The sequence below is a fragment of the Aquicella siphonis genome (genome assembly GCF_902459485.1).
GTDB classification, from domain to species: Bacteria; Pseudomonadota; Gammaproteobacteria; order DSM-16500; family DSM-16500; genus Aquicella; species Aquicella siphonis.
The window spans coordinates 910424-933139 of sequence record NZ_LR699119.1 but is presented as its reverse complement, the minus strand read 5'-3'; the positions used below and the strand labels follow the sequence as shown (position 1 = coordinate 933139).

20 protein-coding genes are annotated in these 22716 nt (G+C 48.3%); 11 read left to right on the top strand and 9 right to left on the bottom strand.

The features are described from left to right. Positions 1–15 precede the first annotated feature (15 nt). Genes AQULUS_RS04350 through AQULUS_RS04335 form a run of 4 tightly spaced genes read left to right on the top strand, consistent with a single transcriptional unit; the run spans position 16 to position 2759 of the window. Positions 16–540, top strand: a complete 525-nt coding sequence (locus AQULUS_RS04350; RefSeq protein ID WP_148338882.1) for a GspH/FimT family pseudopilin — start codon at positions 16–18, stop codon at positions 538–540. Next, the gene (locus tag AQULUS_RS04345) at positions 531–1217 is read left to right on the top strand and encodes a hypothetical protein (RefSeq protein ID WP_148338881.1); all 687 of its coding nucleotides are present in this window, start codon (positions 531–533) and stop codon (positions 1215–1217) included. Before AQULUS_RS04350 ends, AQULUS_RS04345 begins: the two co-directional genes overlap by 10 nt. Next, positions 1198–2319 (top strand): pilus assembly PilX family protein, encoded by a 1122-nt coding sequence (locus tag AQULUS_RS04340; RefSeq protein ID WP_148338880.1) that lies wholly within the window; start codon positions 1198–1200, stop codon positions 2317–2319. Before AQULUS_RS04345 ends, AQULUS_RS04340 begins: the two co-directional genes overlap by 20 nt. A gap of 2 nt (positions 2320–2321) precedes the next feature. Beyond that, on the top strand, positions 2322–2759 hold the full coding sequence (locus AQULUS_RS04335) for a PilV family protein (protein WP_148338879.1): 438 nt from the start codon (positions 2322–2324) through the stop codon (positions 2757–2759). Here AQULUS_RS04335 and AQULUS_RS04330 read toward each other — a convergent pair. Next, a complete protein-coding gene (locus tag AQULUS_RS04330; RefSeq protein WP_148338878.1) occupies positions 2752–3420 on the bottom strand; it encodes a hypothetical protein in 669 nt (222 codons plus the stop codon). The two genes, AQULUS_RS04335 and AQULUS_RS04330, sit on opposite strands and share 8 nt — an antisense overlap. Positions 3421–3532: 112 nt before the next feature. Then, positions 3533–5116, bottom strand: a complete 1584-nt coding sequence (locus AQULUS_RS04325) for a hypothetical protein (RefSeq protein ID WP_148338877.1) — start codon at positions 5114–5116, stop codon at positions 3533–3535. A gap of 186 nt (positions 5117–5302) precedes the next feature. Here AQULUS_RS04325 and AQULUS_RS04320 point away from each other — a divergent pair, with 186 nt between their 5' ends. The 6 genes from AQULUS_RS04320 to AQULUS_RS04295 all read left to right on the top strand — a co-directional run bounded on the left by AQULUS_RS04320 (position 5303) and on the right by AQULUS_RS04295 (position 13470). Continuing rightward, positions 5303–7018, top strand: a complete 1716-nt coding sequence (locus tag AQULUS_RS04320; RefSeq protein ID WP_148338876.1) for a hypothetical protein — start codon at positions 5303–5305, stop codon at positions 7016–7018. Between the two features lie 143 nt (positions 7019–7161). Then, positions 7162–8850 (top strand): GNAT family N-acetyltransferase, encoded by a 1689-nt coding sequence (locus AQULUS_RS04315; RefSeq protein ID WP_148338875.1) that lies wholly within the window; start codon positions 7162–7164, stop codon positions 8848–8850. Positions 8851–9145: 295 nt separating this feature from the next. Then, positions 9146–9982 (top strand): cytochrome c oxidase subunit II, encoded by an 837-nt coding sequence (coxB, locus tag AQULUS_RS04310; RefSeq protein ID WP_148338874.1) that lies wholly within the window; start codon positions 9146–9148, stop codon positions 9980–9982. Between the two features lie 31 nt (positions 9983–10013). Continuing rightward, a complete protein-coding gene (locus AQULUS_RS04305) occupies positions 10014–10292 on the top strand; it encodes a c-type cytochrome (protein ID WP_232051827.1) in 279 nt (92 codons plus the stop codon). A 14-nt stretch (positions 10293–10306) separates the two neighbouring features. Further along, positions 10307–11881, top strand: coding sequence for a cytochrome c oxidase subunit I (gene ctaD / locus AQULUS_RS04300; RefSeq protein WP_148338872.1), 1575 nt, complete (start codon positions 10307–10309; stop codon positions 11879–11881). Between the two features lie 14 nt (positions 11882–11895). After that, positions 11896–13470 (top strand): c-type cytochrome, encoded by a 1575-nt coding sequence (locus tag AQULUS_RS04295; protein WP_172622728.1) that lies wholly within the window; start codon positions 11896–11898, stop codon positions 13468–13470. Positions 13471–13516: 46 nt separating this feature from the next. Here the strand turns inward: AQULUS_RS04295 and AQULUS_RS04290 are convergent, their stop codons facing one another. Beyond that, positions 13517–14119 carry a cytochrome c oxidase assembly protein gene (locus AQULUS_RS04290; RefSeq protein ID WP_148338870.1) on the bottom strand — a complete coding sequence of 201 codons (603 nt, stop codon included), beginning with the start codon at positions 14117–14119 and terminating at the stop codon, positions 13517–13519. A 134-nt stretch (positions 14120–14253) separates the two neighbouring features. On the opposite strand from AQULUS_RS04290, the gene AQULUS_RS04285 reads away from it, so the two are divergent. After that, on the top strand, positions 14254–15126 hold the full coding sequence (locus AQULUS_RS04285) for a cytochrome c oxidase subunit 3 (RefSeq protein WP_148338869.1): 873 nt from the start codon (positions 14254–14256) through the stop codon (positions 15124–15126). 29 nt (positions 15127–15155) lie between these two features. On the opposite strand, the gene AQULUS_RS04280 is transcribed toward AQULUS_RS04285, so the two are convergent. From AQULUS_RS04280 to AQULUS_RS04255, 6 genes are all read right to left on the bottom strand, one after another. Then, on the bottom strand, positions 15156–16148 hold the full coding sequence (locus tag AQULUS_RS04280) for a methyltransferase (RefSeq protein ID WP_148338868.1): 993 nt from the start codon (positions 16146–16148) through the stop codon (positions 15156–15158). A 101-nt stretch (positions 16149–16249) separates the two neighbouring features. Beyond that, complete coding sequence (locus AQULUS_RS04275) at positions 16250–17749, bottom strand: ankyrin repeat domain-containing protein (protein ID WP_148338867.1); 1500 nt, start codon at positions 17747–17749, stop codon at positions 16250–16252. 177 nt (positions 17750–17926) lie between these two features. Further along, positions 17927–18985, bottom strand: a complete 1059-nt coding sequence (locus tag AQULUS_RS04270; RefSeq protein ID WP_148338866.1) for a hypothetical protein — start codon at positions 18983–18985, stop codon at positions 17927–17929. Between the two features lie 141 nt (positions 18986–19126). Then, positions 19127–20227 (bottom strand): hypothetical protein, encoded by a 1101-nt coding sequence (locus AQULUS_RS04265; RefSeq protein WP_148338865.1) that lies wholly within the window; start codon positions 20225–20227, stop codon positions 19127–19129. A gap of 185 nt (positions 20228–20412) precedes the next feature. Then, positions 20413–20802: a hypothetical protein gene (locus AQULUS_RS04260; RefSeq protein ID WP_148338864.1), complete on the bottom strand. Its 390-nt coding sequence runs from the start codon at positions 20800–20802 to the stop codon at positions 20413–20415. A 93-nt stretch (positions 20803–20895) separates the two neighbouring features. Then, complete coding sequence (locus tag AQULUS_RS04255; RefSeq protein WP_148338863.1) at positions 20896–22590, bottom strand: thiamine pyrophosphate-dependent enzyme; 1695 nt, start codon at positions 22588–22590, stop codon at positions 20896–20898. Positions 22591–22716 lie beyond the last annotated feature (126 nt).

Here is a 22716-nt window from a genome sequence, read left to right as displayed (position 1 = left end):
TAATGAGCTTATTACATGGAGTTGTTCTCTGAAATGCCGTCAAGAATACAGGGATTCAATCTGCTGGAACTCTTGATCCTGATCGCCGTGATCGGGATCCTCACTGTCACAGCTGTTCCTGCATTTATCAATTATCTGCAAACACGCCGCCTGGTCGGCGCTAGCGAACAATTATATTATGCGCTGCAATATGCCCGCAGCGAAGCCGTCAAACGCAATACGACTGTTTATGTTTCATTTCAGACTGGCAGCAACTGGTGTTATGGAATCAATGCGAACACAACATGCAGCTGCAACGTTGCCAACAGCTGCGGCCTGGGCAGCACCCAGGCACCCGCATCAGGTTCCATTTCTCTCGCGGCAAGCGGACTGACAAATAACGCATTACATTTTGAGCCCAATCACGGCGCGGCGAACGCGAGCAGTACCCTGACATTTACAGCCAGCGGGCCGGCCATCAGTGCCAGCGTGAAAGTCGGGTTGCTGGGCAATCCATTTCTGTGCTCTTCACAAATAACAGGTTACGCCGCATGCAGTTAATGACGAAGCAAGACCTGATATTGAAACAGCAGCAAGGACTCTCGCTGGTGGAATTACTGGTTGCGCTGGTTGTCAATATCATCCTGCTGTCAGCACTCATCGCCGCTTTCTCTTCGACAATCAGTCATTACAATAATGTCAATAATGCTGACACGTTAAATCAGCAGCTGGAATCAGCGTTGCTGCTGATGGCGAATGATATTCGCCGAGCCGGGTACTGGGGCAATGCGATGAATGATGTCAATACCGGCCTTAACAATAATCCTTTCATGGCAGCGGATACCGATGTCAGCATCAATGGCGGGAACAACTGTATCTTGTTCACTTATGATTATGACAACAACGGATCCGTCCAGGCAGTCACCAGCGCATCAGATGATGAGCGATACGGCTTTCGCGTCGTCAATCAAACCCTGCAGGCACGGCCGCCCGGAGCGCCTTTTGACTGCACGGCGGCTGCCAGCGCTTGGGAGAATGTGACCAATCCGTCCATTCTCAGAATCACCGCCCTCAGCTTTTCTCTTTCCACCGCCACTGTGCCGGCGGGACAAGCGTCCAAAGTCATGCAGATACGAAGCGTCAATATTTCTATCACCGGTCAATTAACCAGTGACGCCACTGTCACCAAGACACTGACTCAACAGGTAAGGATCAGAAATGACAAATATATACCCTGATCGCGCCAGTTATCGCATAACATCTGGACCTGACTCTTGGCGGACGAGACAACAGGGCGCCGCCACACTCATTCTGACCGTGATTTTACTGGTTGCCGCGGTGCTCATCATTATTTATGCCGCCAACCACAGCCTGACGCAGCAAAAAACCTCATCAAACCTGTATGCCAATAATCAGGCGTACGAAGCCGCTGAAGCCGGACTGGAATTTGGCATTCAATACCTGAGCAAGAACGCCGTCAGCATTTTAGCCAGCCCTGCAGGCGGGTTCATCAATTACGGCCCTGCCAACGCCAGTATCACCAATGTGACCCAGGGGAATAACAGCCGGTTCTCCATTGTTTACACCAATCCTACCGCCAATAACTATGACCAGATATGGATTGCGGCAACGGGAACCAGCACGGACGGTTCATCAAGCCGCACCGTCAGACAACTGGTGCAGAAAAAGCCGCTATTGATCACTCTGCCAGTCAACCCGTCATCCATCCTGGGCAGGGCGGATTTGCAGGGTTCGGCGAATGTCACCAACCTGCAGGGCAATACCACCATTGTCGCCGGCTCTACCATTTCCTTTAAGGGATCGGCATCCACGACTACCACAACAGGCGGTTCAGATAAAAACACCACAGGAGCGGACATTCAACCCAATTCGCCTTCTTTAAACGGAATGTCTGCCGATCAATTTTTTCAAACCTATTTTGGCACCAGTATGGCAACGATAAAAAATATGGTTGCCACCTTTTATCCCAGCGGATCCAGCCCCAGTCTGGACGGCGTCACCGGCACTTCCATCTGGGTGGATCAGGATTACAGTGAAACAGGCAATGCCACCATAGGATCCGGCAGCGCGCCCGTATTGCTGATCGTCAATGGCAACTTCAATATCGGCGGGACGGTAACCATTTATGGCTTCGTGTTTGCAACAGGCAACATCAGCTCATCGAATGGAACGCCTGAAATTATTGGCGGTTTCGCATCCGCGGGAAATCTCTCACTGCAGGGCAATCCCAGCATCACTTATGACAATTCCGTGCTGAATGCCACCATTCAGTCCACCGCCATTTATGCAAAAATTCCCGGCAGCTGGAAGGATTTCTAGCCATGAACCCTTCTTCTGAAGCACAGCAGCTGGGACAGGGATTAATCGAAACCCTCATGATTGTGTTATTCATTTCTGTCAGTATCCTGGCGCTCATCCGCTTCCAGCATTATCTGTCATACAGCACCAGTTATACCCAGCAGCAAACCGTCGCGAACCTTCTCGCCGCGAATAAAATCGAACAATTACGGGATTATCAAGTGATCAATACGACTGGCGGGTATGCCGCCTATCAGGATATCGCTTCCGGCTCATCCAGTACCACCATAGGGAGCGCCACCTATTCTCTTGCATGGACGATTAGCTCAAACACCAGTCCGACTTATAAAACCATAGATGTCACCGTGACCTGGACAGACCGCCAAGGCAGCACCCAGGCAGTAAGACTGGTAAGCCGTGTTGCCAGTATTGATCCTGCCGTTTCAGCGTTGATCAAATAGGGCTACGGGATATTGCGTGTTGCTGCGAGTCAGATAAGCGTGCATGAATTGCTTCCAGCTTTCCTATCAAACTTTCCACGTCGTGTCTGCGGTCTTTTTCTTTTGCAGTCATGGCAACCAATACATCGTGAATCGATATAGCCGCTGCAGCCGGCATGCCCTGCAATGCCAGAAAATCACTGACTGGCGGTATTTCGCCTGATACGAGAATTTTCATCTTCGCAGTCAGTTTTTCATTTTCATCCAATGGCCACATGACACGCCATATCTCCATAAAGATTTGCCCAAACATGCAGACGTCGCTCTTTTCATCGATATTCTCGCCGAATATCCATTCAGGCAACACATGCTCGAATGCGCTCCATCCTTCAGGATTGACAGCCCGATCACCGGCCGCTTTATTAGCATGGGCAGGCAAGCGAATATACACGTTTTGAATATCCCGTTGCCCATTCACTTCCACAATAAAATCATTGAGGGATATACTGCCAAGAACACACCCTTTTGCGTGATGGCGTCCAAGCGCTTTCAGCATCATCACACATAGATTGAGGCGCTGGGCAGAGGTAAACAGACTGAGCCCCAGATGCCTGCGCTCTCTCTCGAAAAAATCCGCGAGATAAATTGACATATTATACGTAAATATATTGTTTCTCTGCATGAATCCCGCCTCGTTATGTGCTTTATATATAATGATTTTTTGCGCATTATACGCAGATTTTATTAAGAAAAACTTAAGAGTCAAACCGGCATCCTGCATCTTGGCGCAAAACTCATGTCTTTGGCGCTCGAGAGAGAATAGCATGAGAGCGGTCACGCAGCAGTTGTTCAAAATCTTCATGATAGCGAGTGACAGACGTCGTCGTCCTGCCGCGCTGCTCATCGAACAGGGAAAATGCCTGTGCGATCTCATCTGCTGACAGAGCAGACTTGGCTTTTACCATAGCAAACGCTTTTTCCTTGATCATGCCGACAATTTTATTCCAGGTTGCAGTATTGGCGAACGTTTCCGCACGGAAAAAATGCCGCTCTTTGCGTAGAAACTGGCAGCGTTCATCACTTTTAAGTCTGTTCAACAAAGCCAGCAAGTCATCCAGACGATTCGTCATTTTAAGGTATTCTGCGACAGCGACAACCGCACGGGCTTTTCTTTCCTTGAGTGATGCCGCCGCTCCAGACATGGAATCAATGAGATCCTCCAGCCTGGCATCCGGCAGTTCAGGTTCTTCATCAGACCAGCCTTCACTGCTTGAGGCGGGCGCGGAACGGACATTTTCACGCGCAAGCTTTTTTTCAGGCTGCAGGACATCCAGTGTCCCGTCAGATCTCAGCGTGCGTATCTTTTCAGGATGCTGCAATAAATCATTGATTGGCAGCGCCGCCGCGTAACCGGCTACATTCAGGTAAAATTCCGTGCTCAATCCGCGCCCGCGCGCATGCTCAATAATCTCTCCCTCAACACCGGCATACCGCCGCCACTCTCCCAGGCGCATCAGTGGTGTAACATGAGCATAACCAAGGTAAGCCTGTTTGGCTGCGACACCAAATGAATTCATCCCGGGCGGCTCAGGCGCCGCAGTCAGTAAAAAGCGCATGAGCTGCCCATCCTGGTCTCTGCCCTCGGCAAACAGATAACGGTAATTGCCATTAAACGAAAGACATGAGCACACTGTCAGATTTCCCGAAATCAGATACCGCTCATAAAACGGATTGCGCGTTTTCAGACTGAAATCCACGCCAGAGTCAAGATCAGGCAAATCATCCGCTTCCACTCGCGTCGGAACATGCTGTCTGTTATTTTTCAAATATCCGATGGTGCGATCCCGGACATCAATTTCAAATATCCCCTGGTTGGGCATGGCTGTTTCACTATCAAACTCCCTGGGACGCTCTGTATGCCGGCCTGGAAACGGGCAGGTAAACGCGTCGACAAACGCTTCGATGTTTTTCATTTCCGCAAAGCGTGACGCATTCACATCGTCCTGAAATGTCTGCATCATGGCCAGATTTAACAGTGGCGGCAAGTCACAACTGAATTCCTCATATGCCTTGCCAAATTTACCTTCGACGGCGGGAGCGACACGCCAGACAGCGTGTGATTTGCTGAAATAAAACAGTCTGGGCTGCAGCTGGTCACCCTCCTCCACATAACCAAATACAACCGGATAACCTTTGTAATAATAAACATCAGAAAAGTACATGTCCCTGCCCGAGAAACGAGTCATGTGCGTGATAGGAGCAAACGTCAATGGATTGACGCCGGCAAATTCAGCTGCCCGCTCCCCGCCGACAGGAAAATGGATTTTACGCCTGGGGGACGATTGTGCATCGTATTGAATTACTCTTGGCAGTGACATAATAATTACCTCGGATTGTATCGAACTCAATCCACTTTTCCTGATCGCGCCATATCAATTATAACATTGACACAAATTTCTGAATATTATTGATTATCTAACAATGACTTGGATATTAAAATCCGGCACGCACCGCATCAACTATACTAATAAAACAAAGCAACATTCACGCGAGGATTACCTCGAATGACCAAGTCACGCATTGATCTGCCTGAACCAGTTGTTACCGATGAAACGTTTAATCAATTGTTTAAACTCGATGATACGCAAAAAAATACCTTGAGTTCATACATCTCCAGCCTGAATCTGAATAAAAACCAGAGCAACACGCCTCCGTTTCCCTGGGATTATGTCAAGGCTGCCATGGTATTCAGAAAGGAAAATTACCCCGGGTTCAGAGAAGCCATGGAGGAAATAACCCGGGCATTTTCAGATGACGAACACAACAGCCACGCACAAGCCCTGGTCAGTTCCATTGAATCCATGAAAGGCAAATTTATTGCGTTGTTTTCCGCGAACAAAATCGATCCCGGCTCATATCATACCTATCCCCATGGCGTTGAAATGTCAGCCGACCCGGGCGAATTTGCCAAATCGTATTTCAACCAGAATTGCGGGACCCGGTTTGAAGCGGAATTATGGCGTGCGATGGTTGATGCGATCGGCGCAGCACACGATATCATTCAGGGAAAAGCTCCGCCGATTAACGAACGTGAAAGCGCGGCCGTGTACATCCATGAAATGAAAAAAATGCTGGACGCCTTCATGATTGAAAACAAGGAAAATCTGACGCCCGGACAAATAACCGCTTTGGAACAATTTCGCGACCAGGCTATTCCCTTTCTGGCGAATGAATGCCTGATTAACGGCACGTATCTTCTATTTAACTCCGGAAAGCGGGATTTTGCCAACATACTGCATCAGGTTCATGAAATTGTCACGCCTGGCAAAAAAGAATTTAATAACGGCAGCGAACTGGGTGATACCAAACTGGCTGCCGCCATCATGACAGTCGCCTTATCCGATACCCGCCGCAGCGAAATGACTCATGTATTGAACAGGCAGGAATTACTGAATTCCGTGCCTGATCACCTCATTGAACCGCTGGAAAAAGTCTTGCGCATGACCGGCCTGCTGAATGAAGGCGAGCACATCAATGACTTGCGCGACCGGAATGACACACAAAAACTCCGCGATATAGAAGGGTTTTTATTACGCGTCGGACAGAATATCAGAATGACAACAGAATTGGCTGGCGTATTCAAGAAACCCGGCGCATCAGACCGGCTCTCCATTCTGGAACAAGGCCGTGTGGCGCCCAGCGAGGGTTTCAACGTAGACGTTGACACGCAAAATCATTTACAGCCGTTCCTGGACAGCATAGGCGGGCCGTTTGGCGAAGCTGCCTTCGCAAAAGCACTGGGTGAGATTGATCAGAAGGAATTACTCGCCCTGGCTGAAACACAAGGCATTAGCGACCTTGTCAATACAGACACGCTGGATTTGTCGGGATGGCAAAATCACGCGGTTCTCCTCGAAAACCTGCGGACAGCCTGCGCCCGGTTAAAAGATAATCCTGACGACTTAAAAAAAGTGGCGCAGGTTTTGATATTTATCGCTTCCAAACCCCCGGGGCATCACGTTTCACCGGAAATCCATCAGTCCATGCAGAAGGAATTGCAGGCCCTCAAACAGGAAATTTCCACTGTGAAGTGGGGACCGGATAATGGTGACAAGGATAAACAAATGGAATCCCTGGAGAAGAAAAAAACCTGCCTGGAAAAGGATATACGTGAAATTGAAAAAGCCAATCCGCATTTGACGGCAAGCAAACGAAAAGCTCAGGAAATGATCGCGGATGAATCACGATCACACACCCTCAACAGTCGTCAGACATACTAGGGCCTATTGACAATTTTACCATCTTAACCATAACACGATGATTTTCCACACGCCGTTAATATTGCATTAAGAAAAATCAGGTATCTTGCATATTATATTGGAATGTCTTATGGATTCGATAACCATTCAGCCTGAACACATTTATGCAGCGCGCCTCGACCACACCTCAATCACCTGACCAGCAACGCACTGAATCTTCAGCGCTGATTAACGCCATTTTGAAAATAGCCGGCGAGGCGGCAGATTCACACGGCCGTCATTTTATAGATGATTTGTTAAAAGTGCGTCGTACGCATGACGGCAGACTGCATATTTACACTCAACACAGCCAGCAGAAAAAATACCATCTCAGGGATGAATTGTTCGTCAAGATTCTGGGACTAGAAGTAGACAACGTACCTGGTCATTATGAGTTTTTTGTCAACATTGCGGCCTGCCTGAAGAATCAACAGGTTCAGGAAGAGATCGCCTTGATCTCTCAGCCTGAAAATCCCGGTCGCGGCGGGCAGGATCATCCTGCGCCAAAAAATTACCGATTTGTCACGTCCCATGGATTAACCGAAGATATTACGCTTTATGTCGATGAAACGCCTGTCGGAAAAGTCAAGATCAATAATCCCCGCCGGGAAGAATTGTCTTTGGCCCGCCTTGACATCTATCCCGAATTTCAACACAAGGGTTATGGAACGTTATTAATGGATCGGGTGATACAAATCTGCCTGGAACGATGCGCATGCCTTGATATCGCTGTCGACCCTGCCAGAGACCCGCAAGATAATCCCCTGGTTTTCTATGTAAAATTTTTGCAGTCGCGAAATATCCCGTTCGCCAAAGATAGAAATCATGCCGCTATTTTTTTTGGCTGCCAGTGCAACCTTGTCATTTCTATCGAAGATATCCTGCGCGCAGTCTGGGGAGTGGACCCGGAAACGGAAGAAATGAGTGCCGCACAGATACTCGCCATGCGCCGTTTTGGCTTGTCCGCTGAACAAGTCAAACCTCATTGGTTCGGCCGCCTCGAATACCTGGCTTTGGAACGCGGCATGCAATACAACGATTTGGAAGAAGCGACTACCTGTCATCTTCAGATGATGGCATATCATGCCGTGCCGGATTATCGTCTGATACGCGACCTCTCACCTGTCACGCTCGCCATGCTGAGCCTCCTGCCCCCGCAACATCTGCAAAAAGCTGAACTTTATGAAATTGCCGGCAAACTGGATCTGGATTCCCTCAATGTGACACAAAGAGAAGCACTCAAAAGAATTCTCCCGCAATTTCCTTTCGACTTCATCATCAGCGGACAGTTTGCCGGTTTGGTCGGTCAGTTAAAAACACTTTCCGCGCCGAAATCGGCTTGTCTGGCTTATATTGCCGTCTCTGATATTTTAAAACCGGATACCCTGTCCAGCCTGGCTGAAATGGATGATGATTTCATTATGGAATGGAATCGTCATACCAAGTTTTCGTCCAACCCTGTTCACTTCCATCGTTTCCTGGCCCAGATTGAAACGATTAAGGCTGAACATGTATCCGGAAAACAGGCCCTGAATTACCAGAAGGAAATTGATGAATGGATTAAGTCAATCAATGCCAGACCCTCTTCTCCCAGCCCTGACCTCGAATGCCTGATAAGAAAATATAAAAAAGAGCCATTATTGCCTCAATTCCTGTCCTCAGACCGAAAAAAATTAAAATATTTCCATGAATTGTTCAAACCGCATTTTTCCGATACCCATTCCTCATCTGAGTCGGCGCCACAGCCTGTTCCCTTGAGTGCGGTTGTCCAGACAGACGTTTCAAAACCCTCACATTCTTTCAAACCGGGTTAGCATCCGCCACTCGGCTTCCGGGCGATACTTCCTGTCGAATCCGCTTACAGACAAACCGCATTTTAAAAAGATTTGAACAAGCTCACTATATCTTATTGTTTATATACCAGATAATGATTGCATCTCGCGCTGCAATTCTTTAATTTAACAGTTGGAGTTTCGTCCAGGCAAGGACGGTCCTGACATTGTACTGACGATGGCTAAATCCGTCATCAGCCAGCCAGGGAAAGACTCCCGTTTATGATTGTATCGCGAGCGCGATATAACATGGCAGCAACACAACCAGGATGTGCTGATGAAAATCATTCGAATGGGATTGATCTGCCTTTTTTTCTGCTTCTTCACACCCGCAGCATGGGCCGATCTGGCATTAAACATGCCTTATGGCGTCACGCCCGTCAGTCATGACATTTACCGGCTGCATATGACCGCCCTCATTATCTGCTGCCTGATCGCCTTGATTGTTTTTGGCCTGATCGCGTATTCCATCATCATGTTCCGCAAATCCCGTCACGCGGTCCCCGCACAATTTTCTGAAAACAGACTGATTGAAATCATCTGGACCACGATTCCCTTTCTTATTCTGATCGCGCTCGCAATACCCGCGACACGCATTTTGGCTGATATTCATAATACCGATGAATCCGCAATCACGATCAAAATTACCGGGCATCAGTGGAAATGGGAATACGAATACCTGGATAACGGCGTACGCTTTTTCAGTTATCTTTCCACACCGCTAGACCAGATTTATGGGCATGCCGCCAAAAGTCCGTGGTTTTTGCTGGAAGTTGACAAACCCATGCTGGTGCCGGTCAACACAAAAGTCAAACTGCTGATCACTTCTGACGACGTTATTCACTCCTGGTGGGTTCCGGAGCTTGGCATCAAACAGGATGCCATACCCGGTTTCATCAATGAAAACTGGATCAACGTCACCGCTCCCGGAGAATACCGAGGCCAGTGCGCGGAATTGTGCGGTGTCAATCATGGATTCATGCCAATTGTTGTCAAAGCCGTATCACAGGACGAATATAACCAATGGCTGAATCAGCAGCGCACCGCCATGCAGACGCAGCAGCCCCCCCGCAAAACTGACTCAGGAAGAACTGCTGGCACTGGGCAAGAATGAATATGCGCGCAACTGCGCCATGTGCCATCAAATGAATGGTGAAGGATTGTCTTACTCCTATCCGGCTTTGAGAGGCAGCCGCGTGGTGGCCGCGCCGTTGAATGAAACCATTGCTTATGTCATGCGCGGCGTACCCGGCGCCGCCATGCAGCCATTTGGCGACATACTTGACGACACAACACTCGCCGCCATCATCACTTATATCCGGAATGCCTGGGGAAATGACAACCTCAATCAGCATCAAAACTTTTCATTAACCGCGTCACCGCAGGATATAGCTGCCGCACGGCGCGGTTTCAGTTCGTCATAACGGAGTCAAACGCAATGAATGAAACAGCTCATGTCCCGCATCATCCGGAAACCGGATTCAAGCGCTGGCTTTATACCACGAATCATAAAGACATAGGCACATTGTATCTCGTTTTCAGCCTGGTGATGCTGTTTGTCGGCGGCATCCTGGCGCTGTTGATACGTGTCGAACTGTTCAAGCCGGAACTGGTATTGTTCAACCCGGAAATCTTCAATCAAATGACCACCCTGCACGGATTGATCATGATATTCGGGGTGATCATGCCGGCAATGACCGGCATCGCCAACTGGATGGTTCCGCTTATGATCGGCGCCCCTGACATGGCCCTCCCGCGCCTGAACAACTGGAGTTTCTGGCTGCTGCCCTGCGCCTTCTCCTTGCTCATCAGCACACTGTTCATGAACGGCCCCGCGCCCGATTTTGGCTGGACGTTCTATGCGCCTCTTTCTTCCACATACGGGCCCAGAAGCACTGATTTCCTGATATTCACCATTCATATGTTAGGCATCTCTTCCATACTGTCCGCGCTGAATATCGTCGTCACGATATTCAATATGCGCGCACCGGGCATGCACTGGATGAAGCTGCCGATGTTCGTCTGGTCGTGGCTGGTGACCGCGTTTTTACTACTCGCCGTCATGCCCATACTCGCCGGCTGTGTGACCATGGTTTTGATGGACAGACATTTTCACACAAGCTTTTTCAATGCGGCTGGCGGCGGCGATCCAATACTCTTTCAACATTTGTTCTGGTTTTTCGGCCACCCGGAAGTCTATATCCTGATACTGCCCGGTTTTGGCATTATATCCGCCATTATTCCAACATTCGCGCGCAAGCCTTTGTTTGGTTATCGGCTGATGGTGCTGGCAATCACGGTGATTGCGCTGCTCGCCTTTCTTGTCTGGATGCATCATATGTTCACCACCGGCGCGCCTTACCTCGCGCAAATCATCACCATGTATCTGACCATGCTGATTGCGGTTCCCACCGGAATCAAGATATTCAACTGGATTGCCACGCTTTACAAGGGTTCGATCACCTTTGAGACACCCATGCTGTTCGCCCTGGGATTTCTGGTCATGTTCACCGTAGGAGGCCTCTCGGGCGTGATGCTCTCGCTGGTTCCATCCGATTATCAGTATCGCGACAGTTACTTCGTCGTGGGACATTTTCATTATGTGCTCGTATCAGGATCCCTTTTTTCCATTATCGCGGGAGTGTATTACTGGCTGCCAAAATGGACCGGGCGCATGTATAACGAAACACTGGGACAAATGCATTTCTGGATGACTGTCATCGGATTGAATCTTACCTTTTTCCCCATGCATTTTTTAGGCCTGGCTGGAATGCCGCGCCGCGTACCTGATTACGCCATTCAATACACTTCATTTAACCAGCTGAGCACCGTCGGCGCGTTTATCTTCGGATTCGCGCAGCTTTTTTTCCTGTATAATATCCTGAAGACTTGCATGCGAAAAACTAGCGTCCAGCTAAGTGACAAGGTATGGGACGGCGCGGAAGGTTTGGAATGGACTGTCCCCAGTCCCGCACCTTATCATACATTCGAAGTTTCGCCGTCTCTCAAATAACCAGGGATGCACTCATGCGCAAGATGATGGAATGGATACGCCGCAATCGGAAATTTATTTATTTTGTCGTCTTTTTTTTCCTGCTCGTCATTCTGATTCAGACCATTAACAACATCGTCATTAATGCCAGACTCGCCGCCAACTCTTATGTCAGCACCGGTCATTTTCCTGCTTATCCTCAGGCAGACTTGAAAAACAAGACCAAAGAACAAATTGCCCGTATCAAGCGCGGTGAATTTCTGGTAAAAGCCGGCGATTGTATTGCCTGCCATACTCTCACCACCGGCAGTGGCGCCCGCGCCGCCTTTACCGGCGGCCTTCCCATGCAAACGCCTTTCGGGGTGATTTACAGCCCAAACATCACGCCCGACAAGGAAACAGGCATAGGAAACTGGACAGATGATCAATTTATCACAGCGATGCGGGAAGGCGTTTCCCCCCAGGGATTTTATTATTATCCGGCATTTCCATATTTGTATTTCAATAAAATCACCACCCCGGATTTGCTCGCCATCAAGGCTTATCTCGACGCGATCCCGGCCGTCAGGCAGGAAAACAGGAAAAATGACATGATTTGGCCGTTTAACTGGCGCTTTTTGCAATTAGGATGGCGCATTCTGTTTTTTTATCCCCAGCGCAGCGGCCCTTATCAAACAGATCCTGCCCGGTCTGCCGCCTGGAATGAAGGCGCCTACCTGGTACAAGGACCCGGCCATTGCGCCATGTGCCATACCCCTTCTTATTACCTGCTAAGCCCGGCGGTTTCACTCGGCGCGCCTATCAAAAAATATGATTTGACCGGTGCGAACATAGAAGGTTATCTCGCGCCTAATATCACCAAGTCCAATCTGGGCGGGATACCGGACAATCAGCTGCTTGACATATTCACCCAATACCGTCTGCTGGGAGGCAGCCCGATTCAGGGACCCATGTACGAAGCGATTCACGACAGCCTGATACAATTGCCCACACAATCATTATTATCCATGCTGCAATATCTGAAGACCGTGGAAAGCGAACTGCCTCCCCCTTCCGGTATTCGGGCGACGGACTTGGGTAAAAGTATTTATAATAATTATTGTTCTGCCTGTCACGAAGCCGGCATCGGGGGCGCGCCGCGGTTTGGCGACACGACTACCTGGAACACGCTGGCAAAAAGCGGAATGCAAAAGTTATATGCGATTGCCATTAATGGCGGCGGCAACATGCCGGCCAAAGGGACTTGCATTACCTGCAATAATTTCGAGATTGAACTGGCGGTGGATTATATCGTTTCAGCTTCAGGCCAGAAACAGGAGGATTACACCGCGCAGGAACCTGTTCCTCTCTCCGGCGCGCAAATCTATCAGGCTCATTGCAGCCGCTGCCATGATAATACCCAGACTACCGCCCCGCAGCTAGGTGATCGGAAAGCCTGGCAGCCTATAGAAGCCAACGGTTTCTTGCAAACCTATCAAAATATTGTCACCGGGAAAAAAGGGCACCCCGATCATGGGGGCTGCACGAAATGCACCGATAAAGAAATCATAGCCGCGTTGAAATACATGATGCAAAAAGGCAGCACAAATAAAAACTATGATTTATGGTGATCATATAACGTCATGCTGAATTTGTTCGGGTTATGCCTGGCCGGTTTCACTTTATCGGCATGCGGCCCTTGGTGACCGCCGGTTTTTTGATCTGATACCCGCCTGTATCAAACAAGGTATACGCCAGCGTCACTTCCTTCACATCACGGGGAAGCTGCGGATCCAGATAAAAATTAACAAACATTTTTGCTTTTTCGTTCTTGGCGAATGCTTGCTGGGTAAAACAAAAGCATTCGATTTTCTTGAAAAAACGCGCTCCGTCAGCGGGCGTGATACTGGGAACCGCTTGTATGGTCACGTTGTTACCCGTGTTATTTTCCGCATAAAAATAAACCGTCTTGCGCTCACCCGGATGAAGTCTTACAAAACGCTGCTCCGGTGTAAACACAAAGCGCATATTGCCGTGAACCGAAGCCGTGAATTCCACCTTGATGGTGCGCGAATCATCCCGCCGCATATCGGACGCCGCGCCGGCTTGAGACAGGACATTTTTACCGTTAATTCCTGCCTGCTTGCAGACAAAGGTAAAGATGGGCACCATCAGATAGCTGAATGCGAACATGAAGATCACGCCGCCCGCCAGCAGCCAGACCAGCCGCCTATGATCCCTGAATTTTGTCTTATCATATCCGGTTGAATCTTTAGGCAAATACTTATCCCTCTCTGATCGCTGTTCCTATCCTTGTTCTTGATCCGCTTCAGCGCGGCAGTTACCGCGCGCGGCCCCCGCCAATCAAATCAGTAGTATAATATAGAGATGGAACGACTAGCCAGGATGAAAATATGGATACGAAATCCGGAAAATATTATCTCCCCTCCCCCAGCGGCTGGCCTATCAAGGGATCGATTGCTCTGCTTTGCCTTCTGGCTGGTGTAGCAAACTGGCTGCACAGTCAGTGGTACGGTCCCTATTTAACAGCTTTCGGATTCGTCATGATGATTTATGTTGTGCAGGGCTGGTTTGGAACCGTCATCCAGGAAAATCGTGACGGCAAACTTCATCCGCATCAGGTTGAACAATCCTTTAAACTGAGTATGTTATGGTTCATTTTCAGTGAAATCATGTTCTTCAGTTCTTTTTTCGCCGCATTATTTTATACACGTTTTTTTGTGCTGCCAGATCTTGGCGGTCAGACCAGCGTCAGTCACATTTTGTTATGGCCGGATTTCCAGCCCGCATGGCCGCTGATGAACAATCCGGATCCCGCCAATTATATCGGACCATTACAAGGCATGGGAGCATGGGGAATCGCCGCGATTAATACGCTGGTTCTGCTGACCAGCGGCGTGACTGTCACAATAGCGCATTTTGGCCTGTTAAAAAACCGGCACACAGTGATGCTGGTATCACAGCTCGCAACCATCTTGCTAGGCATCACCTTCCTCGCTCTCCAGCTGCATGAATACGGAGAAGCCTATTTTATCAAAAACCTGACCTTGTCTTCGGGAATTTACGGATCCACATTTTTCATGTTGACCGGGTTCCATGGTCTGCATGTGACCATAGGCACCATAGGGTTGATCGTTATCTTTTATCGCATGATGAAACAGGATTTCTCACCGGATAATCATTTCGCATTTGTCGCCGTGTCATGGTATTGGCATTTTGTAGATGTGATCTGGCTGTTATTATATGTATTTGTATACTGGCTTTAACAAGCCTGCCGTGATTACGCGATGCACAGTCAGCGTGACAACTGGACCTCCATGATACAAAACGCATTCTGCAACTCATAAAGCTTGTTGATGGTGAGCCCTGACCGTGTAAACAATTCTTCATATTCCGCATATGTCCTCACACGGCCACGCGTGACATTAAGCATGTTGATATCATTCAGGCACGCTTGCAAATAAACCGCCCCCGAGCCTTGCAAAACACGCTCCATGACAAGCAGCTTGACTGGCGGCGCTAGGAAAGGCTTGAATTGACCCAGCAGTCTCAGCGCCATACTGTCATCCTTGCCATGAATGACTGACTTCATGATATACAGATCACCGCCGGCTGGAATACCTTCCAGAAAATCACCTCCTATAAAACGACATCTTGAAGCGAGACCTTTTGTCTTGAAATATCTTTCCGCCGGCTCCTGCAATTCCGGCAAATCAAAATTGATGCCTTTTGCATTTTTATATTTCAACAAGATGGCAGCCAGGAGTGTGCCGATTCCACCGCCAATATCAACCAGAGTTTGATAGGGAGAAAAATCATAGGCTTCAACAGCCTGCCTGGCGAACCATTCCGAATTTTCCATCATGGCATGATGGTATACCTCACCGGCCTCGACATTATCCTGAAAATACTGGCCTGACGGTTTGCCAAATTGCAATTCAAACGGCGACAGATCTGACCGCAGACTGTTTAACAACTCACTTGCGGCAGGATAAAAGTATTGCGAATGAAGCCGGATAAAATGTTTCAACCCTCCTGAACGGGATGAGACCAGGCATGCCGATTCCGGATTGATCTGAAAGACGCGGCCTGAGAGTTCATCAAAAAGCCCTTTTGCCGAGAGATAACGCATAATGCGATACAATTTATCTTCGTTCGAACGAGCCAGTCCGGCCAATTCAGCTATGGATTTGGGCCCCGACTGTAAATGGTCGGCGATATTCAGGCAGGCAGCAACATAAAGGCATTGAGTATCGTAATACGCAAACAGCAAGTCTCTGATTAGCACAAATCATCCTCATTGATTCTTTCAGGATTTCAAACAAGCATTGATCACCATCACATGATAGGCCACAACCCGGTAAAGAGTAAATCGATATGCCAAATGGATTATATCATTCTAAATTCGGACCCTGGCGATGGCGCCTGCACATCAGAAAGATAATCCTGCGCTTTCAGCTTGGCCATGAATTCCATGATTCTTGGATTAATTTCTTTTTCGAAATAAGTCAGGAGTTCCGGAACATTTTTTTCCAGCCAAACTTGTCCTTCTTTTGGACCCATGGTCACCAGTATTTGCGGAACACGGACAATCAATTCCGCTGCCCACTCGGAAGACGGGTAAGCATTATAAACCGTTTCAATGATCTTATAAGCCTCGTGTTCCTTATCAGTAGATATTGCCGCCGCCATTTCACCCAATCTTGATTTCGTCAGCGCGACTATCGCCGCAAATTTTTCCCTCAAAGGATTGGAATAGGCATCATTTGGAAATGGCTGACTGGCATTCTGGAATAACTGATTAATAATAAAATGCGCCGATTCGTGCATGATAACAGCCAGCACTTCCACCGCCTCCAGTCCTTTTGTCGCGACAAAGACCGAGTTCTTGTTAGTGTATAATCCGCGCGGCTCAGGAACGAATAATTTGAGTGAGCTGGTATCCTCGGCATCGACACAGATGATCTTGAACCTTTTCCCCAGCTCTTTTTCAATTTTTGCAAGTGCGGTGTTATATATTTCGGCTTCAATCGTATCCGCCTTGGGTATCATTTCAAGCAATTCACTCTGCTGTCCGAACAAAGTCAGACGCCGTATTTCGGGCGCCACGCCTCTTACCGCGCATAAGCCCATCATTTTGATCATCGTATTCAGTATGGGATTTGCCTGACAATTCTTCAAAATACCGGGAAACTGGCTTTTGAGATCTTCATTCTCAATATAGAGAACCGATTCAACCGCATGTTCCGAGTCAAGTTTGCTGCCGTTTTTTACAATCGGTTTCAAGGAACCCAGGCTAATAATCGATTGCTTTTTCATTTTTTGATATTCCTTGACACTCATCCCGGCTGGAATCACGACTTCATTCACTGCCTGCCCGGTTTCTTCCAGCAGCTTTTTTTCAATCAAGGTAAATTTTTTAATGCTGGCAAGATTTAACGGCGTCACTCCGCTTTTGTTTTCCACATCGGGGTCCGTATCCTCATAACTCAAAAGAACATCCACCAGCGCCTGGCTTCCGCTGGAAACAGCATAATGCAAAGGCGTATTTCCATTCTTGTCTCTGACGTTCAGATCCAACGCATCAAATTCGCTGATAAAATCATCCAGCATCCTGATATACGTATCTTCGTTTACCTGGAATTCATCCTCGTGACTGGCTGCTCTCGTTTCACCCTCTGCGGACTTCATACTTTCAGCAAGTTCCTGCTTGAATTTATAATCTGCAATATTGACTGAACACATATAATGCAAGAGCGTCTTTTGTTCCTGACCGAACCTTGCGCGCAAGCACTTGGTGTCTTCTCTCACCAGCGCAAGAAAACGGCTAAAATCATTGGTTCTCAGCGCATTCTCAAATTCCCTCAAAATGGTTTTGATCTTGGCCATCGCACTCTCCTCGCTGTCATGCTTGATAGCGTTTTGCCTGATTGTGTTTTATTCAGTTTATTTTAAGTATAGACAGGATTACGGAAATTGCGTTTCGCATGAATTAGCAGAAGATACATTAACTTGGATATATTATGTGTGAATGGCAAAAAATATTAAGAGACGGACAGAAAAACATTACTTGGATTTATTCAATTTTGTTTCAATTCCGGATTCATTTTCCACCTTAAATTCCGCTTGATAACGGGCACTGACAAATGCATTTTTAGCAAACCAGTTTGCATAATCCGCCCTCACTGGCGTCAGAAACGCCTTGAAATCCCATCCGATTTTCGTTTCATAATTAAAAGCACCCAGCTCAATCCCTACTGCTGCCGCCAATCCACGTATCATCCATTCCACAATAGCCGAATTGCCCCTGCCAACTGGCTGCATTCGCGCGAGAATATGAGCCAATGCACCTGCATTTACCAGGAAATCTTCCACGCTTTTATCCGACGTCCATCCAAGACATGCCTTGAAGTGATCATCCATCTCCCTGAATTTATCCTCCATATACTCAGTTTTACCTTCATACATGAAATCAAACGGCGTCATGGGATGTTCGACCTGAATCCGCGTACGGGGGTCTTGATCGCCATAGTCTTCGAATGTTATGGTCAATTCCGGTTCCGCATATTCTCCCTGTTCAGAAATCTTTTTACCGGTTTTGACTTCCGGACTAACCAAGGGGTTGGTCATTTTAATCGTATATACCATGGATTGATCCGCGCGCTGGCTGCGCGAAATTTCATAACAACCATAATCGACAGCATCCTTTCCCTGCATGCCGGCAGCAAGCTTGCCTATCAATTCGAAGATCGCATCTTTCTGGCCCGGCAAATCCCGTATCAATAGGAAATCATCTGAAGCACGGAATCCCGGTTTGTTGAACCATCCGAACTGGTGAGTCAGCGGCTTGTGCTTCAATTCTTTTGCGATGATGCGCCTCTCATTGGCAAGAAACGCATAGGCGCACCCTGCCATGGAATTCAGGACACCCGGCGGGCAGCGAATATCATCACGCAAAACAGGTTTGCGATCGGGATAAGCCGAGACGTTACTGGAGAATCTTTTGATCACGTCACTGGAAAACTCAAGCCAGCGGCTTTGTTTGGACAAATCTCCAAATTCCTTCTTTCTGTCAGGCGATGATGCCATCCCGGCTGAGTCTGCTTGAAAAAGACGATTGTTCATCTTCACGGCCTCCTGATTCCAGTATAGTTCATTACAAAATTCATTTTGTTCAACAATCGGATCAAGTACATGATTTTTCAGCTTATGATCGTTCGGCCATTCCCCGCTCTAATGGGTCGTTTTTCAAATAACCATGATTCCTCAGGGCGGCGGCGACCTGTCTTTTGAAACCTTAGGAACTTGCACCATTTCATCATCCTTTTGTTTACTTGTTCCTTCTCCACCAGAAAAGAGACCGGAACGAGCGGCAGAACTAACCGGCGCAGGCGTCCCGGATGCCAACGATGAAGCCGAGGCTGCTGCCGCAGCCGCAGACAGCGATGCCGCGGTAGATTGGCGTGAAATGTCCAGCAATCTTTTTTCCAGCACCTCTGCGCTGATAAATATTTTCAGCATATCCGACTCGAACTCCAGACCTGTGTCCATGTATACCGAATCACCCACGATATGCATTTTCCTGGCTGGTATATCAATACTCACATGATGTCTAAACCGGGCTTGGGCAGATGAATCCCATTGAGAGGGATCAATGATGATATTCTTGCACCCTGAATCACTAATATGTTTTCTAATATAGCCGGCCAACTGATCCCAGCTTATCCCGTAAACATCCACTGAATCCTTTGCGTATTGCGACACACTTAACATGGATGTTGGATTGACGATATCGCCCGACACTCCCTTGACAAGGCGTTCATAAATGACCGGAATGCGCCTGCTGTCTTTAAGAAAAGCCTTATGAGCTTCCACTTCGTCTGCAATTCGGGATTTGTTTGCCGCTTCCGCTTTTCTCACCGCTTCGGTGTATTTGCCTACTTCCTGTTTGACCTGCTTTTTGATACTTTCACCACTAGCTGTATCCAGAAATAAATAATAATCGTCATGATACACCATTGCCTTGATAACCTGGATGATTTTCTCCCTGTGAGGAATATCCTTGGTTTCATAAGCAGCAGAAAAAGTCTTTAATGCCGTCGCTTTCGTTCTCATCGCATGCCCGATAAACTCGGCTGGCGACACTTCAGGCGGAACCTTGGTAATACGCTTCTGAAAATCAGAATAATACGACAAAGGCTTCAGGAAAAATACTTTGTAATTTGAAATCAGAAAATTGACAGCGTCATTAATTTGCTGATCCGTCAGACCCAATATCTTGGCGGTTTCCATGACCGCCTTTCCCAGCCTTATGTCTGCAATTTTTTGAGTGCCTTCAGGATTATTTTCGCTTTCTGACCGCTGCATTTAATCCACGCCCCGTTTATTTATTTTTGAATAATTGAATCGATAATTCTTATACTTAAGTATAGTTCATGCTGTTTTGATTATAACAAGGGATTATTATAGAAAACTGAAACGCAAAACATAGAGAAATATCATGCAACCCTATGGTTTAAAGGGTTTTAAAGCAGAATGATTTTTTTGGGAAATCAAATTATCGCGCGAGCGTGCGTGTGCGTCAGCATATCGATAATCGGCAGCTCGCAGTCCCGGTATGCCGTCAGATCAGAACGCAGACTGATAATTTCATTAATCACTTGCGGAGCATGAGTGTTAACAAGATATGCATCAATTCTATTCAGCATGCCAGTCACATCGGAAATTTCCGCGGCACTCAACGGGGCGGCATGATCGGCATTTTCCTGCATATTTTTCATTGTGTTATCGATGAGAATCTGGCAGGGCCTCACTACATTTACCAGCAAGCTGCTGGACATCGCGGATATAAACCTCAGTCGAAACGACTGTGCGCCAGCCAATTCATCAATTAAATTTTTCAATTTCTCCAGTCTGGCGCACAATTCATGGATATTCATCATTGCATCATCTCGTAAATAAATCTAAATAAACTGATTGAATAAACCCCTTGATTCTACCTGGCGCACGCCAGCATAAACAACCCCCGGCTCTTGTTAAAAACTCGTCACCGCATCCACGGCTTCCCTGATTTTCGCCAGCGCAACTTTCTCTACCAATTTCAGATTCAAATGCGGCACATTTGGCAGTTCATGCGCCGCGACGGTGATATCAACAATGGCGGGTCCGTCAGCAGCCAAACCCGACTCCAGAGCTTTAATCAAGTCTTCAGGTCTTTTGGCAGAAAATCCATGTCCGCCGCAGGCACGCGCAAACGCGGCAAAATCCGGATTGGGAAATTCTATGGCCGAACGGAATGGCGGCAAACCGATGGTTTCAGCTTCCAGGCTGATCAATCCAAACGCTGAATTATTATAGATGATCACCTTGACTGGAAGTTGATGTTGAACCGCCGTCATGAATTCACACATTAACATGTTAAATCCGCCGTCCCCGCACATGGCGATGACCTGGCGCGAACGGTCCAGGGCCTGGATTCCATTTGCCTGAGCCAGCGCCGTTCCCACCGCCGCGTTATTGAATGAGCCAATAATACGCTGTGCGCCTCTTTGGCGAATCCAGTTGCCTGACCACAGCGTATTCAGTCCGGTATCAAACACGAAAACAGCATTATCGCTCGCCCTGTCACTCACTGCCCGCGCCGCCGCCTGGGGATGGATAAGATCTTTACTGCGCGCCAGATCCGCCTGCCCATCAATCATCTGATCCCATTGCAATCGCTCATGAAAAATCTCATCGAAAAAATGCTTATCTTTTTTTTGTCTCACCCGTTCTAGCAAAAACCTGACGGCAGGGCCCACGGAACCCGACACGCCCAGTTCAGTAGGAGTCCGTCTGCCCAATACTTCTGCGCGCTCATCAATTTGAATGACCCGGCATTGACCGGGCAGGAAATCCGAATAAGGATAATCCGTGCCCAGCATGAGCAGCAAATCACACTTCATGACTGCATGATACACTGGCCGCGTGCCTATCATGCCAAGACCTCCCATCCAGTGCGGATCATCATACGGCATGATATCCTTGCCTTTTACAGTATGAACCAGCGGTGCTTTCAGATGTTCGGAGAGAGCAAGCAATTCAGCCTTCAGGCCATGGCAGCCCGCACCGCACAGTATGACCACCTTGTCTGCCTGATCAATGGCCTGGGCCGCCTTATCCAAATCCTCCGCACTGGCCGAGAATTCCGAGCGCGGTTTCAATGTTTCCACGCTTGCGACGCCAGCCGGCGCTGGCGCGCTGATCACATCCTGAGGAAGAGTCAGATGAGCCACACCCCGTCCGGCATATGCCGCGGATACCGCCTGATGAATGACAAAAGGCGCCTGCTCGCCTGTCAAAACTGTTTCCGTGTAAAGTGATACATCACGAAATAAAAGATCCGGTTTGGTTGTTTGTATATAATCCAGGCCCTGCATTTTACGCGCCATGTCTCCAGACAGTGCCAGCACCGGGGCGTGATCACGCGCTGCTTCATACAACCCCGCTACCAGATGAGTACTGCCAGGCCCGGTTGTTCCCGCGCACACGGCAAGACGTCCGGTCAGCTTGGCCTGGCCGGCGGCGGCAAGCGCCGCGCCTTCTTCATGACGCACGCCTATCCATTCAATTGAACTGTTCTGAACAGCATGACCCAGCGGATTGAGAGAGTCGCCTATGAGTCCAAAAATCTGTTTGACTCCGATTTTCTCCAGCGTGCCGACCAGCACTTCCGCGACTGTTTTTCCCATTGCCTGCTCCTTCCTGAAGACTAATATCGTTCCTTCTTAATTTAGAGTACTCGCAGACAGTTTGCATAAGCAAGTCTGTCATGCGCCGCATCGCCTGAATCCCGCTCCATCTTTACCTCTTTACCT

Excerpts from the sequence above, each read along its gene's own strand:
- AQULUS_RS04350 (WP_148338882.1), top strand. The coding sequence starts at position 16 with ATGGAGTTGTTCTCTGAAATGCCGTCAAGAATACAGGGATTCAATCTG.
- AQULUS_RS04345 (WP_148338881.1), top strand. The coding sequence starts at position 531 with ATGCAGTTAATGACGAAGCAAGACCTGATATTGAAACAGCAGCAAGGA.
- AQULUS_RS04340 (WP_148338880.1), top strand. The coding sequence starts at position 1,198 with ATGACAAATATATACCCTGATCGCGCCAGTTATCGCATAACATCTGGA.
- AQULUS_RS04335 (WP_148338879.1), top strand. The coding sequence starts at position 2,322 with ATGAACCCTTCTTCTGAAGCACAGCAGCTGGGACAGGGATTAATCGAA.
- AQULUS_RS04330 (WP_148338878.1), bottom strand. The coding sequence starts at position 3,420 with ATGCAGAGAAACAATATATTTACGTATAATATGTCAATTTATCTCGCG.
- AQULUS_RS04325 (WP_148338877.1), bottom strand. The coding sequence starts at position 5,116 with ATGTCACTGCCAAGAGTAATTCAATACGATGCACAATCGTCCCCCAGG.
- AQULUS_RS04320 (WP_148338876.1), top strand. The coding sequence starts at position 5,303 with ATGACCAAGTCACGCATTGATCTGCCTGAACCAGTTGTTACCGATGAA.
- AQULUS_RS04315 (WP_148338875.1), top strand. The coding sequence starts at position 7,162 with ATGCAGCGCGCCTCGACCACACCTCAATCACCTGACCAGCAACGCACT.
- coxB (WP_148338874.1), top strand. The coding sequence starts at position 9,146 with ATGAAAATCATTCGAATGGGATTGATCTGCCTTTTTTTCTGCTTCTTC.
- AQULUS_RS04305 (WP_232051827.1), top strand. The coding sequence starts at position 10,014 with ATGAATGGTGAAGGATTGTCTTACTCCTATCCGGCTTTGAGAGGCAGC.
- ctaD (WP_148338872.1), top strand. The coding sequence starts at position 10,307 with ATGAATGAAACAGCTCATGTCCCGCATCATCCGGAAACCGGATTCAAG.
- AQULUS_RS04295 (WP_172622728.1), top strand. The coding sequence starts at position 11,896 with ATGCGCAAGATGATGGAATGGATACGCCGCAATCGGAAATTTATTTAT.
- AQULUS_RS04285 (WP_148338869.1), top strand. The coding sequence starts at position 14,254 with ATGGATACGAAATCCGGAAAATATTATCTCCCCTCCCCCAGCGGCTGG.
- AQULUS_RS04275 (WP_148338867.1), bottom strand. The coding sequence starts at position 17,749 with ATGGCCAAGATCAAAACCATTTTGAGGGAATTTGAGAATGCGCTGAGA.
- AQULUS_RS04270 (WP_148338866.1), bottom strand. The coding sequence starts at position 18,985 with ATGAACAATCGTCTTTTTCAAGCAGACTCAGCCGGGATGGCATCATCG.
- AQULUS_RS04265 (WP_148338865.1), bottom strand. The coding sequence starts at position 20,227 with ATGCAGCGGTCAGAAAGCGAAAATAATCCTGAAGGCACTCAAAAAATT.
- AQULUS_RS04260 (WP_148338864.1), bottom strand. The coding sequence starts at position 20,802 with ATGATGAATATCCATGAATTGTGCGCCAGACTGGAGAAATTGAAAAAT.
- AQULUS_RS04255 (WP_148338863.1), bottom strand. The coding sequence starts at position 22,590 with ATGGGAAAAACAGTCGCGGAAGTGCTGGTCGGCACGCTGGAGAAAATC.